This window comes from Spirulina sp. LEGE 11439 (genome assembly GCF_059821285.1).
Map to the genome: position 1 here is coordinate 26,395 of NZ_JCAMRX010000004.1, position 16,733 is coordinate 43,127.

Sequence of the window (16,733 nt, forward strand, 5' to 3'; positions counted from 1 at the left end):
TCCAATCAGGGTCTTCTACAGGAAAAATAACCTCATTATTGAGAACTGTATGACCGTCTTGACCTCCCATTAACCAAATCGAATTTTGACCCAATCGTTGATGTCGCCATAGAATATCTGATTTTCCATCTCCGTTGAAATCTCCCGTTCCGACAATCTTCCAATCGGGATCTTCTACAGGAACAATAACCTCATTATTGAGAACTGTATGACCGTCTTGACCTCCCATTAACCAAATCGAATTTTGACCCAATCGTTGATGTCGCCATAGAATATCTGATTTTCCATCTCCGTTGAAATCTCCCGTTCCGACAATCTTCCAATCGGGATCTTCTACAGGAACAATAACCTCATTATTGAGAACTGTATGACCGTCTTGACCTCCCATTAACCAAATCGAATTTTGACCCAATCGTTGATGTCGCCACAGAATATCTGATTGTCCATCTCCATTGAAATCATTCGGAACATTAGAAGATTTGGGAGTCTTATAAAAGCGGCTGAAAATCCTTCGTAAGAACTGATGCCAATTTGGACTGGAATAGCCCCCAAAAATCCCCAAAAACGAATCCCAAGAAGGCAAAGAACCACTCGCAGAACCCGAAGAACCGTTATTTGCAGCCCGTTCCATCGGAGTCACCTCACCTTCCCCACTCCAAGTCAACGGCACATACTGCAACTCCTTCTCGTACTCCTCCTCCTGCTTCGACTGCGCCAAATTGACCGCCGCCGCCATATTCAACAACCCCGCACCCGTTTCCAAATCCAGCCCCGGCTCCTTCAGATCGATCGCAGTCTCCTTCAAAATATCAATGACTTGTCGATAATGTAACTCCGGATTTGTCGCCCAAACGCGAGAAATCGCCCCCGTGACTTGTGCTGTCGCCACAGAAGTTCCGTGCATTCCCTCCACGCGATCGCCAACAGTAGATAAAACCGGATTTTCTAACGTCCCTCCCTCCGCAACAATATCCAACCCTTTCCCATAACTGGAATAGTCCGCACGTTCCATGCCATCCGCAGCACCCACAGTAATGATATTATCGAACTGTTCTGAAGCCTGACCCAAAGCCGACATCACACCCCCATCATTCCCCGCAGCAACTGCGACTAAGACATCATTTTGACGGGCATATTCTAACGCCGCCATTTCCAAAGGTGTAAACTCATAGCGCGTACTGACGTTACCCTCTACATCGATTTGCGTCAAATCCATGCTTAAATTAACAACAGCATTGGGTTGTCCCGACTCCTGTGCTGCGTCCACAAACTCCACCAAAGACTCAGCCCATTTCCCCGAACCCACTGCACGCCCCACCCACAACGGCGCATCGTCATTAATCCCATCAATGCCCAGATCGTTATCCTGCGTCGCCCCAATAATCCCTAGAACGCCATCTCCATGTTCGCTCCCTTCGGCCTCACTCAATAAAGGATTACCGTCACCGTCTATCAAATCCGAACCCAAAATAATGCGAGAATAATCCAAATCTGGATTCTTTTCACTAAAACCCGTATCAATTACCCCGACAAAAGGCTGGCTCTCATTCTCCACATCCTCCACCGTGATATAATCGAGGATTTCCAAACCCGTATCCGTTCCTCGCCAATCCATATCCGGATCGATGAAATCGTCCATATCCGGAGCTTCTCCCGTTGCCCCCGTTACCCGAAAGATAATATCGTCATAATCTTCATCCGACCCCCGATCCAGCCGTAAATCTTCCATAACAAACGTATTCCCCTCCCCATCCACATCGGCAATTTGTCCCAAATGCAAGCCATCATCGGGGTTAGCCGTTGCTAAAGAAAACAGCGGCGTTTTCGCTCCCCCAATATCGGGATTTTCCATCACCTCTTCTACCGTCCCATTGGGAATCAACATGACCCCAAACTTCGTTCCCGCCTTCATTTGCAAGTTTTTGACCCCTTTATATTCTCCCGCATTCCAATCTGTCTTTTCTCCCAAGGTGCCATCGAATAACGCTCCCTCAGTTTTGTCGGAAATAACAATATAGCCCTCCTCCGTATTAGAAAAGGCACGTTCCGCCGCCTCAGCAATAAATTCTTCAGAACCGGGTTCTAAATCCCCCATTCCCTCCAAACTAAAAATCCCCAACTCCCCTTTATACTTACCGCCATCAAAGAGAAACTCAATACCCACTTCTCCCGACTCTCCGACGGTAAAGACTCCCGCATCAAACTGTGCAGCAGAGGTTTCCCCGACACTGAGAGGGGGCAGCACCTCATCCCCCAAAACATCATCCACATCCGGCACTTCCTCACCATCAAAAGGATTGTCCACGAAAGCACTGGGAGTTAAAATCGGTTCGAGGATAAAAGCCTGAAAATAGGGTTCTGACGATTCTTGAGCCTGTTCGGAACGACGAAATAGTTTCAGCAGTAGATTGAGAACGAGCAACATAGTAGATATTTCTGAAATTAACGTTTCTACCTACCTGTCTGGAAGAAGGGATGACTTTTATGCAGAGAAAGAAAAACTTGTTACAAAACTAAACATTGCTAGGAATGTTAAACATTCCTAGCAATGGCATCACAATATATCCTCAGTCATGGGATTTGGATGGGGGACTACATCATGCCCATGCCGCCCATACCGCCCATACCACCCATGCCGCCCATGCCGCCCATGCCGCCCATGCCGGGATCGCCAGCAGGCATCGGGGGAGCGGGTTCGGGTTTCTCAACCACTAAGGCTTCGGTGGTGAGAACCATGCCCGCGATCGAACCAGCATTTTGTAGCGCCGATCGCACGACTTTGGCCGGGTCGATAATTCCCGCAGCAATCATGTCTTCATAGGTATTGGAGACCGCGTTATAACCGACATTAAATTCGGTGGTGCGGACTTTCTCCACCACGACGGAACCTTCTACTCCCGCATTGGTCGCCAATTGGCGCAATGGCTCTTCGAGGGCGCGGGTGACAATATCTGCCGCGACTTTTTCCTCGTCGTCGCTGAAGGTTTCTTTTAATTCGGCCACCTTACTGGAAAGGTGAATCAAAGTCGTGCCACCTCCGGGGACGATACCTTCCTCAATGGCGGCTTTGGTCGCATTGAGCGCATCTTCGATCCGTAACTTGCGGTCTTTGAGTTCTGTTTCCGTTGCTGCTCCGACTTTAATTACAGCAACGCCGCCTGCGAGTTTGGCGATGCGTTCTTGCAATTTTTCTTTATCGTAGTCTGAGTCAGTTTCTTCGAGTTGCTTGCGAATTTGACTGATGCGTTTGTTGACATCATTGCTGTGATCGCTGGTGGCAACGATGGTGGTATTTTCTTTATCAATGGTCACTTTTCGCGTCGATCCCAGCATCTCGAGGGTGACGGTATCTAAGCTCAAGCCCACTTCTTCAGAAATGACTCGTCCTCCGGTGAGAACGGCGATATCTTGTAACATTTGCTTGCGGCGATCGCCAAAACCGGGGGCTTTAATGGCGGCAGCATTGAGTACGCCGCGAGCCTTATTGACGACGAGAGTTGCAAGGGCTTCGCCTTCTACGTCTTCCGCGATAATGAGGAGGGGAACCCCTTCTCGGGCTACTTTTTCGAGAACGGGAACTAAATCCGCGATCGCGCTGATTTTTTTATCGGTAATCAGCAAGCGAGGATTTTCAAACTCGACGATTTGCCGTTCTTGATCGGTGACGAAATAAGGAGAGGTGTAGCCGCGATCGATTTGCATCCCTTCCACGACATCTAATTCCGTGGCCATGGATTTAGACTCTTCTACGGTAATGACCCCATCTTTGGTCACTTTGGCCATGGCTTCAGAAATCATGCGACCGACTTCTTCATCATTTCCCGCCGAAATTGTCGCCACTTGCGCGATCGCATCGCCTTCTACGGGTTTGGCGATCTTGGCGATTTCTGCGACTAAATGGGCGATGGTTTTTTCTAAGCCGCGACGCAAAGCTACGGGGTTGGCTCCCGCCGCCACGTTCTTCAATCCTTCTCGGATCAGAGCTTGAGCGATCACTGTCGCCGTCGTGGTGCCATCACCAGCAATATCCTTAGTTTTGGAGGCGACTTCTTGCATTAATCTCGCCCCGGTATTTTCGAGGGGATCTTCAATGTCGATTTCTTTGGCAACGGTAATGCCGTCGTTCACAATTTGCGGTGCGCCGAATTTCTTCTCGAGGAGAACGTTGCGTCCTTTCGGTCCGAGGGTAATGCGAACTGCATCGGCAAGGGTATTAACCCCTTTTTCCAATGCACGTCGGGATTCTTCTTTAAACGAAACGATTTTAGCCATTTTTATTTCGAGTTCCGCTATCTCTAATTCTCTACCATTAGCAAATTTAGCACTCTCTCGACCGGAGTGCTAAATTTCTAAATAACTCCTCGGAAAAAATCCTGAATACCTTGCTAAAACTGGATTACAGGCTAAGAGTCGAGGCTGAATACACATGAATTAAAATTTGTCAAGCTACATAGATGTCGTATTTTCCAGAATAAGCGAGTGAGTTATTCCAAGTTGAAGGAATTGAGGTTTTTAAAAACTGGAAAATGCGATCGCAGAAAATTAATTAGCAAAAAATCAATATTTTTATCCTCCGGATCCGATCGCATCACAAATAGTCTCAAACTCATTTTCCTCTAATTTCTGCACCAACCCTTCTAAAATGCGCTTGACCATCCACGGACCCTCATAAACCAAACCGGTATACACTTGAATCAAACTCGCACCCGCCGTCATTTTTTCCCAAGCATCTTCGGCTGTAAAAATGCCCCCTACTCCAACAATGGGTAATTTTCCCTCAGTTTGCTGCCAAATAAAGCGAATTACCTCAGTAGAGCGATCGCGAAGAGGGAATCCGCTAATTCCGCCGGCTTCTTCTGTTACGGGGTTTCCTGTTGCGCTAATGATTCCCGTTTTTAAATTATCCTTGCGGATGGTGGTATTCGTCGCAATAATTCCTGCAAGTTGATAAGTTTTAGCTAATTCGAGAACATCTGCGATCGCTTCCCATTCGAGATCGGGGGCAATTTTGACGAGGATGGGTTTTTCGCCTCGATTTTCCTGTTGAATGGCATCTAGAATGGAGGCGAGTTGCTGGCTATTTTGTAGCGATCGCAGCCCGGGAGTATTCGGGGAACTGACATTAATAACAAAATAATCTCCTAAACTTTGCAAGCGCTGGAAACTGCCCAAATAATCTTCGGCTGCTGCTTCTAAAGGTGTTATTTTAGATTTCCCTAAATTAATCCCAATTGGAATTAAAAACTGCTTTTCTCGCTGCTGTAAATTTTGTTTTAAAACTTCGCTTCCTTGATTATTAAAGCCCATCCGATTGAGAACGGCTTCATCTTTAAACAAACGAAATAAACGAGGTTGAGGGTTTCCACTTTGAGAATGGAAAGTTACAGTGCCTAATTCTGCAAAACCGAAACCCATTTTACGCCAAATCCCCGCCGCAATACCATCTTTATCAAACCCCGCAGCCAGTCCAAAAGGATTCGCAAACTTCAATCCCCATAAGGTTTGTTCTAAGCGACGATCTTCAATACAGCAAGATGCTTCTAAAGAGTGCAGTAGAGAAATTGCGAGAAGATTTTTTGGATGAGAATCCAGCCAATGAAGAATATTTAGAGTATTGCGATGAATGAATTCTGGATCGGCTTTGAGTCCAGAAAATAAGAGTGGTTTAATTGTTAATTTATAAATATCCATTTATCATATTTTTCACAATTTATTATTTTGTTCAGTTTCATCCTTATTTTATACTGTAACTATAACATTTTTGCGTCAAGGTATAATAATTAAAAAGATTAATGAGAATCGGAATCGATTTTCTCCATTACAATATAAACCGGACGCTTTCGCACTTCATCAAAAATACGCCATAAATATTCGCCAATAACCCCTAGAAAGATAAGTTGAAAGCCGCCAATTAACAAGATAACCACCATTAAAGCCGACCATCCCTGTACGGAGATTTTCAAGGTTAAACGTTCGATCGCAATTAAAATTCCGTAGAGAAATCCTAAAAAAGCCAGCCCTATTCCTAACACGGTACAGGCTCGAATCGGTAAATAAGAAAACTGAGTAATGACACTAATGGCTAATTCTACCTTTTTCCAAAAACTCCAGCCAGATTTTCCCGTTTTTCGACGTTGGCGATCGTAACTAATTCTCGTTTGCCGAAAACCACTCCATAAAATTTGTCCGGTAATATGAGAATTCTTTTCCTGCATGGATAATAAAACGTCAGCAACCGGACGAGAAATCATAAACATATCTGCTCCTGTTTTTGGCCATTCCGACCAAACAGCGTGCATTAAACGGTGAAATAAATGGGAGGATAAGCGATCGAGAAAACGATCCGCACGAGTCCTTCTTACCGCCCAAGCGACATCATATCCTTGTTGAATTTCTGAAAATAATCGATAGACTAAATCGGGAGGTTCTTGCAAGTCTTGAGGAAGAAATGTTATATAATCTCCTGTCGCGTTTTGAATACCTGCAAGAATAGCAATATATGACTTAAAATTTCTAGCGAGTCGAATGGCTTTAAAAGTAAAGTTTTCTGACTTTAAATCGCGCACGAGATCGAAAGTTTTGTCTTGAGAACCATCATCAACAAAAACAATTTCTGTATTAAAATAATCTCGATCGGCAAAAGCCAATTTTTCCAGTTCTTTGGGTAAAACTGTCCAAAGTCTCTCGGCATAATACAAGGGAATAACAATTGATATTTTTGGTTTATTCATATTTCATCAATAGGCTGTGATTTTACTTTTCTCCCTTCTTTATCTACCCATCCCATATGCTTTGCTGGAACGCCTCCAACTAATTCAAAAGGTTTGACATCTTTGGTAACGACGGCACCAGCAGCAACCATTGCATAATGACCTACAGTTAAACCGCATAAAATAGTAGAGTTTGCACCCAAGGCAGCACCTTTACCAATTAAAGTTGTACCGCGATACCAACTGGCATCAGTGTCTTCAAAATAGCGCTTTTGCATGGCAGGATTGCGATGAGAACGAGGATAAATATCGTTTGTAAAAGCAACATTAGGACCGATAAAACAATAGTCTTCGATCTCGATTCCCGTCCATAGAGAAACGTGAGTTTTAATTGTGACACCATTACCAATTTTTACGCCAGATTCTATAAAAACATGATCGCAAATATTACAATCTTCCCCGATTTTAACTTTGGATAAAATATGAACAAATGCCCAGATTTTTGTGCGATCGCCGATTTCTTTCGTCTCAACAATTGCTTGTGGATGAATATAAGTATTCTCTGGTAGTGATAATCGATAGTGACTCATTGATGACTGTTCGTGAATAATTAATTATTGATGCTTGGTTGCGGCAATTTCGAGAAATTGTTGGTAATCTCGAATATAGTCTTCAGCGATATAATGTTCGGAAGCCAAAACCACTAAAACTGAATCTTTATGATAGATCAAATCGCCCCAAATGAGTGGTTTTTGATGTAATCCGATGGTGGGAGAGTTTAAACAAAACTCGTATTTGTTTAAACCATCATGTAAGATTATTTCTACTTCTCCTGCCACACAAATAAGAATTTGGTGTAAATTATGATGAGCGTGTCCTCCTCGTTTCATGCGATCGCGACAGCCATAAACCCAATAGGTTCTTTGAATCGAAAATGGACAAGTTTTTTGTGCTTCAGCAACAGCAAGATAGCCTTCTTCTCGAGAGCCAATTGTCGGAAACTGAATCAATAGTTCATCTTGATTGATAAAAGGCTTTAATTCTGTCGATGACATAATCTTGCTGTTCGTTGGTTAAACTAGGATAAAGGGGTAAACTGAGTTCTTCTCGGGCAATTTTTTCGGTAATCGGTAAAGAGAGATTAGCCCAAGCTCGATCGCGATAGCATTCTTGTTGATGAGAAGGAATAGGATAATGAATGAGCGTTCCAATTTCGGACTCTTTGAGAAAATGTTGCAGGCGATCGCGTTCCTCCACTAAAATTGGAAAAATATGATAGACTGCGTTGGCATTATAGGGTAACAAATAAAGGGGGAGATTGCGTAAGTTTTCAGTATAGCGCTGAGCTAAACGTCTCCGTTCTGCATTTTTTGTTTCTAATTCCGGTAATCTTTGCCGTAAAATAGCTGCCTGAATTTCATCTAATCGACTATTCCAACCTGCGAGTTGATTGTAATATTTCCTCCCGGAACCATAGTTTCTCAATAGCTTGACTTTTTCGTCGATTTGTGCATTGGAGGTAACGACCGCACCGCCATCCCCTAAACAACCGAGATTTTTAGTGGGAAAAAAGCTAAACGCACTGGCATCCCCCCACGATCCGACAAAGCGATCGCCAATTTTTGCCCCGTGTGCTTGAGCGCAGTCGTCAAAGAGGAGTAAGTTATATTGGCGAGCAATGGCCTCTAATTTGTCCATTGGGGCGGGTTGGCCGTATAAATGAACGGTAAGGATAGCTTTGGTGCGATCGCTTATTTTTTCCGCAATGCGATCGCAATCAATTTGCAGAGTTTCCCAACAAGGTTCGACGAGAACGGGGATCGCCCCAATTTGCGTAATCGCCAAAATGGTTGCAATGTAGGTATTGGCAGAAACAAGGACTTCATCCCCCTCGCCAATATCCCCCGCAAGCAACATTAAACGCAGGGCATCTAACCCGTTTCCCGTCCCGATACAATATTCAGCTTGACAAAATGAGGCGAATTCTTTCTCAAATTCTGTAACTTCTCGCCCTAAAATATACCAGCCCGAGTCGATAACTGAGGCAATGGTAGAGAGAAGGCGATCGCGATCGTGATGAACGCCAAGGAGATTTAAATAGGGAACTTGTACCAAGTATCAATTATCAATGAACAATTATCAACTATGATATTACTGCTTTGCCTATTGGATGAAGTGAGATTGTTATCTGTAGAGATGGTGCAAAAGTATTGTAATGAATCGCGATCGCTCGCATAAGAAAGTTGCTAAAATTTGAACCAGTACAATATTTAAGTTATAATAATGCTGAAAAATATTTTTACAAAAGTTAGAAAATCTTTAAAGTCAATAATTTATAATAGATTAACACTATTTAAATTTTTGAGTTTTGTCTTCTTTACTCTATTATTTATAACTACATTATTGATTATTGAGCCGAATAACAAATTATCTGCCATTAGTTATATATTTATTAGTCTGATTATTGGATCGGGTTCAACGATAATTACAAGCATGGTAATCATTGAAGAAGGAGAGGAAGCTCTTGTACAAAGACTAGGTAGATATAATATAACACTTAGACCCGGACTTAACTTTATATTGCCTATTTTGGATGAAATTGTTGTTCGAGACACAATACGAGAACGTGTAAGACAGCTAGATTCTGGTTTAGTTATTAGTAAAAATGGGATTCCTTTGCAAATCAATTTATATTTATATTGGGAAATTATCAATCTAGAAAGGGCATTTTATGAAGTTGAAGATTATTTGGACGCACTTGAGAAGCTAATAAAATCAGCATTACAATCAGAAATTGGCAAGATTGATTTAGAGAAATTTTACTCCTCTCAAGAGACAATTAATCGAAGATTATTGATTGTAGCAGATGAAGGAAGCTATAATTGGGGAATTAAAGTTACTAGGATCGCAATTGGGGATATAAATTTAGCTAGAGCCGTTCTTGGAAATACTCCTAATACAATAGAATTGCAATTTTATAATGGAATTGATTGGACGGCTTTTCAATATTCATTTAATTTAGTTGTCCAAAATGAAGAGATAGATTTGAAAATACAAGCAATTGAAAACACAGATGATATACTGATGGTTAGAGTAAAAGTTCCACCAGATGTGGATAAAATAAAACTTTATCAAGATTTGACACAAACTTATGAAATCAAGCTAGAGTCTTTAGAAGCACAATATCGAAAGGAGTTGACAAGTAAAGACTATGAACTAAAATTTTACCAACAATATACAACCAATTTAAAAAGTCTGGTCGATAAACTAGCTGTCAGACCAGTAATTTTAGAAATTAATACAACTGCGGAGAGTCAAGCCGTGTCAGAAACACAGAAAAACAAGATCGAGCAAAGTGGTTCTTTTGGTGCTGGATATATCGAACAAGCTCAAAATAGTGAACTTGTTGGTACGCAACATAATTATGCTCAATCACAACAGAATCTTGCCGAAGCAGCCAAAGAAATTCAAAACCTTCTCAAGCAATTAGAAGAGTCAAACCCTACTTCAACAACGTTAGAACAAATGGCTGTTGCAACAGAAGCCATTCAACAGATTGAAAATAATCCAACTCTCAAACAGCGCGTCATTAATGCAGCAAAAAATGGAGCAGTAGAAGCAATTAAGCAAACCCCTATTGGCGCAATAGTAGCGGCAACAATTGAAGGTTGGGTTAAGACCGATAATCAATAATAAGCGATCGCTCTTTTGATACATGACCGAACTCGACCAACGTGCAGAATACGACTCCCCTTGGAAAGAAGCCATTTCCTTCTACTTTCAACCCTTTATGGCATTCTTCTTTCCTTCAATATGCGATCGCTTAGACTGGACTCGAGGCTATGAATTCTTAGATAAGGAATTTCAGCAGATCGTGCGAGATGCCGAAACCGGACGCAGAGATGCTGATAAATTGGTAAAAGTCTGGCAACAAAGCGGTGAGGAAACTTGGATTTTGATTCATATCGAAGTTCAAAGCCAAGCTCAAACCATATTTCCCGAACGGATGTACATTTACAATAGCCGTATTTTCGATCGCTATCGCCATCAAGTCTTGAGTTTAGCCGTACTGGCCGACGAACGGGAATTATGGAGACCCGATCGCTATAGTTATAATATTTTGGGCTGTAGCGTTTCACTGCAATTTCCCACAGTAAAACTTCTGGACTATTCTACAGAAACCCTAGAGGAGAGCGAAAATCCCTTTGCCATTATCGTCACGGCACACCGGGAAACTCAAAAAACCAAGAATAACCCAAATAATCGCTCTCGGGAAAAATTGAGAATTGCCAAGAGTCTCTATCAACGCGGCTATCAAAGACAAGATATCCTAGAACTATATCGGCTCATCGATTGGATGATGACCCTACCCGAATCTATTCAACAGGGATTCCAAACAGAAATTCAACGTTTCGAGGAGGAAAATCAAATGACATTTGTTACCCATATTGAACGTCAAGCTCGTCAAGAAGGACGTGAAGAAGGACGTGAAGAAGGACGTGAAGAAGGAGCTATCCGTACAAGTCGAGAATTAATTCTTAAGCTATTAGACCTTCGTTTTGAATCCGTATCCGAAGAATTGGGGAATTTACTCGAGCAAATTCAGGACACTTCAATTTTAACTCGACTGTTTCAAGAAGCTGCTATGACAGATTCTCTCACAACTTTCCAAGAACTACTCGATCGCGCAATTGTCTCGAATTCCGATATCAATGAATAAAGAGCGATCGCAGATTCCCCAATACCCATTATTAATGAGTGTTGGCAGTACAATGTTATTTTTCTTCCTCGCAACCCTGCGACACGCTTTATTCAAATCCAATGCTTACGATTTAGGGTGGTTCGATCAATATGTTTATTTAATCAGTCAAGGTTTACCGCCGGTTGTTTCTTTTTGGGGTTATCAAGAATTTCACCTTTTGGCAGATCATGCAGCAATTATTTTTTATCCTTTTGCTTTACTGTACAAAATTTACCCTACCGTACATTGGTTGTTTGCCATCCAAGCGATCGCCTTGGGTTGCGGCTGTTGGTTGACGTGGCGAGTATCGTTACAAGCAGGTTTAAGCGATCGCGATGGGGTGATGATGGCGGGGGTTTATTTACTCTATCCCCTCATTTTTAATGTCAATATTTACGGCTTTCATCCAGAAGTTATTGCCATTCCGGGGATTTTGGGCGCAGTTTGGGCGGCGAGAGAGAGAAAGATAGCTTGGTTTTGCGGCTGTATTGCCCTAATTTTAAGCTGTAAAGCCGTTCTTTCCCTGACTGTGGCTGCAATGGGGTTTTGGTTATTTTTCTGTGAGAGACGGCGTTGGTATGGTGCGATCGCGCTATTTTCAGGAATGGGTTGGTTTATAACAACAACTCAATTAATTATTCCTCAATTTCTGGGTGCCGAACAAGATTCTGTTTCTCGCTATGGTTATTTAGGCGATTCTGTCTTAGAAATTGCTCTTAGTCTCATTCTCAAACCCGATCTCATTTGGGGACGCATTCTTTCTTTCTCCACTCTAGAATATTTGGCGTTACTGTTCGTGCCTGTTTTCTGGGGACTATTTCCGCGTTATTTAGCGCCATTAATTTCCGCAATGCCAGCTTTAATGTTAAATATTCTCTCGGATCATTTCGGACAGCGTACCCTCGTTCAACATTATGCCGTACCGATTTTCCCTTTTGTTATATTGGCGCTTATTGCTGCCAGAAGTCAGGGAAAAATGTGGATTCGCAGTCGCAAAATAATTTTAGCTTGGAGTTTGTGCGGGTTTTTAGTCTTAGGGAAATATTACTTTTTTGGCACCCTTTATTTAGATTCTCTCGATACATGGCAGGCAAACCGAGAAGCGATCGCACTCATTCAAACCCGAGAAGCTGTTATGGCACCCTCTCAACTTATTCCTTATTTAACCCATCGACAAACAGTTAAAGTTCCCAGACCCGAAACCGAATTTATAGAGCTAGAAAACTTTAAATACATTCTTCTCGATCGCCGCCATCCCGGTTTTGCCAGTTCTCCTGAAACTGTTACTCGTTTAACTGAAGTCTTAGGTAAAGATGAACGTTTCGATCGCATTTACGAACGAGATGAAGTCGTTCTTTATCTAAGGCAAAAGTAAAATCGTTACTGATAACTGATAACTGATAACTGAAATGACAGTTTTATTGATGGTTAACTTTGCGACGTAATTTAATACTACTCAAAGCAAAAGTGACTAAAGCAATTGTTACCGCAGGTTCGGGAATATCAACGGGTTCTTCTTGAGGAGGTTGCGATTCCATATACTCAAAGTAAGCGATCGCGCCACTGACGTTATTATATTCGACCTTAACATCTTTCACGCCGTCAAATGTACCGTCTTCATTCTTGAAGTAATACTCTCGTAAAGAATTATCGCCTTCTAAGGTATTACCATCCCAATCATAAGATAAGAGCGTTTCCTCAATATAATTCGCGTAATTGCTATCATCGATAATGAAAGGATTTCGAGTTTCGTCAACATACTCGAAAGTAAAAGATAATTTTTTGTTGCGAATGATGGCTTCATCAAGATCGACAAAACCAAATTTTTCAAATGTTACCCCTTCTTCAAAGAAGAGGTTATTATTATCAAATTCTGTATTAAAGTTTAGAGAAACTTCACCTCCTTTTGCATCATCGTCGGGATCGAAGTAATCGCTATTTTCTTGCAGAATGAGGACATTTCCTTGAGCTTCGGTATCGTAATCGTACCAACTACTATTGTGGTAATATTTCCCTTTTCCAGTTGCGAGGTCTCTGTCTCCTCCAGTACAAACATCGGTAAAGCCATCTTGGGAGACACCTCGCCAGCCACTTTTCCCGATGCACTCGGTATCGTAAAGCACGAGACCGTAATCAGTGGTTCTATTGTTCTGACTATCGAAGGTGACACCGTAATCTTTTTTGTATTGGTCGGTGATGAGGGTGCCATCTCCGGCTGTGCCGGCTAGTCCTTCATCAAAGTTAATGGTGAAGGCATTGGCAGCACCAGTTGAGGTTGATAATGTTCCTATCGCGATCGCAGTGGTTGCTGCGCTCAAGAGAGAATATTTGGTTATTTTGGAAGCAACTTTAAGAATCATTTGTAGCTGGTCTCCGTTTCAAGTGAATCTAAATGTTTAGATGTACGCACCCTGATTTTTACCCCTATTAGAGCCACCACAGATTAGCTCTATCTTTATCTCTAACTATTTTCGCTAATTTTTATGCAGTGTTTAGGGCAAAATGGCGATCTTTACCTGCTCTTGATTCAAACGAAGGCAATTGTAAAATTTTAATATAACGCTTGGCGATCGCGATCGCCAAGCGTTAAAGTTGCTTCTCTTTCTCCATAACGCAGCTTTTTCCGTTGAGTCAATACCTGTATTGACGATTATCGCACCTGCGATTTGACTTGGCGGCGAAATTTCCCTCCTCCCAAAGCAAAGATGACCAGAGCTATTGTCGCGGTAGGTTCGGGAATATCTATGGGAGCGGGATCTTCGGTAGGAGGTAAACCCCCTTCTTCAACAAGAATGTAATTATTATACTCTTCTAAATTTCCGCCGATGAGCTTATCGCTTCCTCCGTCAATATTCGTTCCATCAACCGCTTTGAAACGCGCAGCCGTCGTTAAGTAACCCCCTTCAACGAAGCCATCAACAACCCATTGCTCGAGTTCCGCAGCACTAGCAAATTCCGTAGGAGCTAAATTGAAAGTAACTGTTTCTGATGCACCCGCGTTTAACCCATCTCTTGGGTTTCCCGTGGATAATAAATTTCTGCTAGTAACAAGACCAATATCAAAGGTAATGTCATTTAAGCTAACATTTCCCCAGCCGTCACCGTCTATCGCTGTGGAAGAAGAAGTTCCACCACTCAGAGAAGTATCGTCGTAAACGATTTCATCAAAAGCCGGATTCCCGAGGCTATAACTGACAATGTTTAACCGATCGGCTAAATCTCCATCGGCAAAATCAAAACCTACACTCAGAAATTCTGACTCAGTTGCCCCATCTGTTGTCAGTCCTTCGGTCATATTAGCTTGTCCGGTGGTATTAGTCAGGAGTAATTCTAGTTGAATGCTACCATCTGCCAAATCGGTAAAGGTGAAGTCTACTGTTGCCGATGCTCCTGTTGCGGGGTCATTGGTGCTGCCAAAATAACCGTTGTAGCCAAGGGTAAAGGCTTCGGCGGGAAGACCTACAGTTAACACTCCTGCTGCTAAAGAAATTACACCTAAAACTTTACCGAAAAGATGGGGTGTAGTTTTTATGATGTTGTTTAGTTGCATTTTTAGTTGGTCTCCCTGTTTGGATGAAATTTAGTGTAATGAGATATTGAGAAGCAAACACCCTGCTTTGTACTCAGATAAGAATTATTAAAAACTGCTTCTATCTTTGTCTATAACCATTGTCCCCAATTTTTATGAGGTGTCTAGGGTCAAATGGCAATCTTTACCGAATCTTGATCCAAAGGAAGGCAATTGTAAAGTTTCAATGTGACGTTTGGCGATCGCGATCGCATTGTTCCTGTGTCTTGCGGTTTTTATCTGACCCAGCTTTTTCTTGTCATGGAAAAAAATATCTTTCCGGATATATTACGACTGACAGCTTTGTTCTCTTTCAGTAATTTTCTGCTGTAGTGCAGAAGATACGCCTAAAGATGAGTTATTGTAAAGGCGATTGAATTCGCGATCGTAATGAGCCGCAACAATAGGATTTTCAATAATTAGGAGAGTTTCATCATTATTATGATTCGCTGTTGCCGACCAATTATGGGAACCCGTAATAACCGTTGTGCGATCGATGACCCCTACTTTGTGATGTAAAACATCGCCAGAGGGTAAGTTGGGAATGCCAACAGTTGAGATGGGATTTTGCCAAGGGCGATTTCCCGGTTCGATGCTGCAATCCCGCCGCAGTGCTGCTACTCCCAGCATATCCAATCCTTCGCTATATTCCCGAAAAGCGAAACTCGGATCGATGAGTGCTTTAACTTTTGTCCCTTGTTGGTGACGATTGCCAATAATATCCACTAATCTCTGTTCTGAAAAAACAAATAAGGCTAAATTAATTTCTTTCTCAGCTTGATTTAAGGTATTCCCAATTAAACCATTACTGCTTTCCTGCCAACTTTTAGAACCAGAAATGGGAGAAAATTGAATAGTAATGGTAGATTCGCCAATTTGCAGTTTTCGAGGCGAACGATAGGGCTTCTGCACGCCGAATTTACTATCGGTTTTTCCTCCTACTCCATCCCCCCACATCAAATTAAATTCTTCAATAAACAAATGTGCCAAGGAAGTATCATTAATTTTCAGTATATTGTTGGCATTTCCCCGACTTTCTGCGGTTGTCAAATCGCCATGAGTTCCACTTGTGGTCCAATTTGCCGATCCTGTCACCACGGTAAACCCGTCCACCACCATAAATTTATGGTGCATTAATCCCGATCCTTTCGAGCCGTCAGCAGTATCATCAATGACGGGAATTCCAGCATTGCGGAGAATCATGAGGGCATCGCCCCGATCGCGCTCTTCTGGGGAGATAATTTTATTACGATCGCGATCGGCTAAAGCGATAAACTCTTCGTAGCGGTTGCGTTCGCGTTCGCTAAGTTTTTCTATCTCTTTTTTGTTGTACTCACTCCAAGGACGACTATAGTTATTTTCTAAAATCACTCGCACTTTTACCCCTGCTTTCTGTTTTTCGGCAAGGGCGAGGGCAATATTAGGCAGGCGAAACTCTTGTACGGCAACCTCAATGGTTGATTGTGCCGAGGTAATAGCATCGATAATGACTTGTTCGAGATTGTCTCCGGGTCGCGCAATTTTGCGATAGGGATCGGTATAATCTGCCCCTTTGGCCTGATTTTGATTCATGTAGACTTCCACCAAAGTATCTTGAGGAAGGCGATCGGGGCGATTGCCTTGTACGGATTGACTCTGGCAGCCACTCAGAGACAGAAAGGTCACCCCCAACAGAAGACAAAGATTCAACGGCGATCGCATGAAAAGAATGAAC

The 16,733-nt window shown here is 42.5% G+C and carries 13 protein-coding genes; 3 read left to right on the plus strand and 10 right to left on the minus strand.

Going from position 1 to position 16,733, the window contains the following annotated elements; translation table 11 throughout:
* From AC6RV6_RS03795 to AC6RV6_RS03825, 7 genes are all read right to left on the minus strand, one after another.
* The coding region (locus tag AC6RV6_RS03795) for a S8 family serine peptidase (RefSeq protein ID WP_500239008.1) at positions 1 to 2,425 on the minus strand (2,425 nt) is incomplete at its 3' end.
* A gap of 167 nt (positions 2,426 to 2,592) precedes the next feature.
* A complete protein-coding gene (gene groL / locus AC6RV6_RS03800) occupies positions 2,593 to 4,272 on the minus strand; it encodes a chaperonin GroEL (protein ID WP_500239009.1) in 1,680 nt (559 codons plus the stop codon).
* Positions 4,273 to 4,566: 294 nt separating this feature from the next.
* Positions 4,567 to 5,691, minus strand: coding sequence for a quinone-dependent dihydroorotate dehydrogenase (locus AC6RV6_RS03805; RefSeq protein WP_500239010.1), 1,125 nt, complete (start codon positions 5,689 to 5,691; stop codon positions 4,567 to 4,569).
* A gap of 98 nt (positions 5,692 to 5,789) precedes the next feature.
* Entirely contained in the window at positions 5,790 to 6,731 is a 942-nt protein-coding gene (locus AC6RV6_RS03810; RefSeq protein ID WP_500239011.1) for a glycosyltransferase family 2 protein, read from the minus strand.
* Positions 6,728 to 7,300, minus strand: a complete 573-nt coding sequence (locus AC6RV6_RS03815) for an acyltransferase (protein ID WP_500239013.1) — start codon at positions 7,298 to 7,300, stop codon at positions 6,728 to 6,730. The genes AC6RV6_RS03810 and AC6RV6_RS03815 overlap by 4 nt, the downstream gene beginning before the upstream one ends.
* Positions 7,301 to 7,324: 24 nt before the next feature.
* Entirely contained in the window at positions 7,325 to 7,765 is a 441-nt protein-coding gene (locus AC6RV6_RS03820; RefSeq protein ID WP_500239014.1) for a sugar 3,4-ketoisomerase, read from the minus strand.
* Positions 7,725 to 8,825, minus strand: a complete 1,101-nt coding sequence (locus AC6RV6_RS03825) for a DegT/DnrJ/EryC1/StrS family aminotransferase (protein ID WP_500239015.1) — start codon at positions 8,823 to 8,825, stop codon at positions 7,725 to 7,727. Before AC6RV6_RS03825 ends, AC6RV6_RS03820 begins: the two co-directional genes overlap by 41 nt.
* Before the next feature lie 168 nt (positions 8,826 to 8,993).
* Here AC6RV6_RS03825 and AC6RV6_RS03830 point away from each other — a divergent pair, with 168 nt between their 5' ends.
* From AC6RV6_RS03830 to AC6RV6_RS03840, 3 genes are read left to right on the plus strand one after another with little or no spacing between them, the layout of a single operon-like run.
* Positions 8,994 to 10,403, plus strand: a complete 1,410-nt coding sequence (locus AC6RV6_RS03830) for an SPFH domain-containing protein (RefSeq protein WP_500239016.1) — start codon at positions 8,994 to 8,996, stop codon at positions 10,401 to 10,403.
* 22 nt (positions 10,404 to 10,425) lie between these two features.
* Positions 10,426 to 11,430, plus strand: a complete 1,005-nt coding sequence (locus AC6RV6_RS03835) for an RpnC/YadD family protein (protein ID WP_500239018.1) — start codon at positions 10,426 to 10,428, stop codon at positions 11,428 to 11,430.
* On the plus strand, positions 11,423 to 12,826 hold the full coding sequence (locus tag AC6RV6_RS03840) for a DUF2079 domain-containing protein (RefSeq protein ID WP_500239019.1): 1,404 nt from the start codon (positions 11,423 to 11,425) through the stop codon (positions 12,824 to 12,826). Before AC6RV6_RS03835 ends, AC6RV6_RS03840 begins: the two co-directional genes overlap by 8 nt.
* Before the next feature lie 43 nt (positions 12,827 to 12,869).
* On the opposite strand, the gene AC6RV6_RS03845 is transcribed toward AC6RV6_RS03840, so the two are convergent.
* The 3 genes from AC6RV6_RS03845 to AC6RV6_RS03855 all read right to left on the minus strand — a co-directional run bounded on the left by AC6RV6_RS03845 (position 12,870) and on the right by AC6RV6_RS03855 (position 16,720).
* Positions 12,870 to 13,769, minus strand: a complete 900-nt coding sequence (locus AC6RV6_RS03845; RefSeq protein ID WP_500239022.1) for a hypothetical protein — start codon at positions 13,767 to 13,769, stop codon at positions 12,870 to 12,872.
* Between the two features lie 332 nt (positions 13,770 to 14,101).
* Positions 14,102 to 15,001, minus strand: coding sequence for a hypothetical protein (locus tag AC6RV6_RS03850; protein WP_500239026.1), 900 nt, complete (start codon positions 14,999 to 15,001; stop codon positions 14,102 to 14,104).
* A gap of 306 nt (positions 15,002 to 15,307) precedes the next feature.
* Entirely contained in the window at positions 15,308 to 16,720 is a 1,413-nt protein-coding gene (locus tag AC6RV6_RS03855) for a phospholipase D-like domain-containing protein (protein ID WP_500239032.1), read from the minus strand.
* Positions 16,721 to 16,733: the final 13 nt, after the last annotated feature.

Excerpts from the sequence above, each read along its gene's own strand:
- AC6RV6_RS03835 (WP_500239018.1), top strand. The coding sequence starts at position 10,426 with ATGACCGAACTCGACCAACGTGCAGAATACGACTCCCCTTGGAAAGAA.
- AC6RV6_RS03810 (WP_500239011.1), bottom strand. The coding sequence starts at position 6,731 with ATGAATAAACCAAAAATATCAATTGTTATTCCCTTGTATTATGCCGAG.
- AC6RV6_RS03820 (WP_500239014.1), bottom strand. The coding sequence starts at position 7,765 with ATGTCATCGACAGAATTAAAGCCTTTTATCAATCAAGATGAACTATTG.
- AC6RV6_RS03855 (WP_500239032.1), bottom strand. The coding sequence starts at position 16,720 with ATGCGATCGCCGTTGAATCTTTGTCTTCTGTTGGGGGTGACCTTTCTG.
- AC6RV6_RS03815 (WP_500239013.1), bottom strand. The coding sequence starts at position 7,300 with ATGAGTCACTATCGATTATCACTACCAGAGAATACTTATATTCATCCA.
- AC6RV6_RS03805 (WP_500239010.1), bottom strand. The coding sequence starts at position 5,691 with ATGGATATTTATAAATTAACAATTAAACCACTCTTATTTTCTGGACTC.
- AC6RV6_RS03840 (WP_500239019.1), top strand. The coding sequence starts at position 11,423 with ATGAATAAAGAGCGATCGCAGATTCCCCAATACCCATTATTAATGAGT.
- AC6RV6_RS03850 (WP_500239026.1), bottom strand. The coding sequence starts at position 15,001 with ATGCAACTAAACAACATCATAAAAACTACACCCCATCTTTTCGGTAAA.
- AC6RV6_RS03830 (WP_500239016.1), top strand. The coding sequence starts at position 8,994 with ATGCTGAAAAATATTTTTACAAAAGTTAGAAAATCTTTAAAGTCAATA.
- groL (WP_500239009.1), bottom strand. The coding sequence starts at position 4,272 with ATGGCTAAAATCGTTTCGTTTAAAGAAGAATCCCGACGTGCATTGGAA.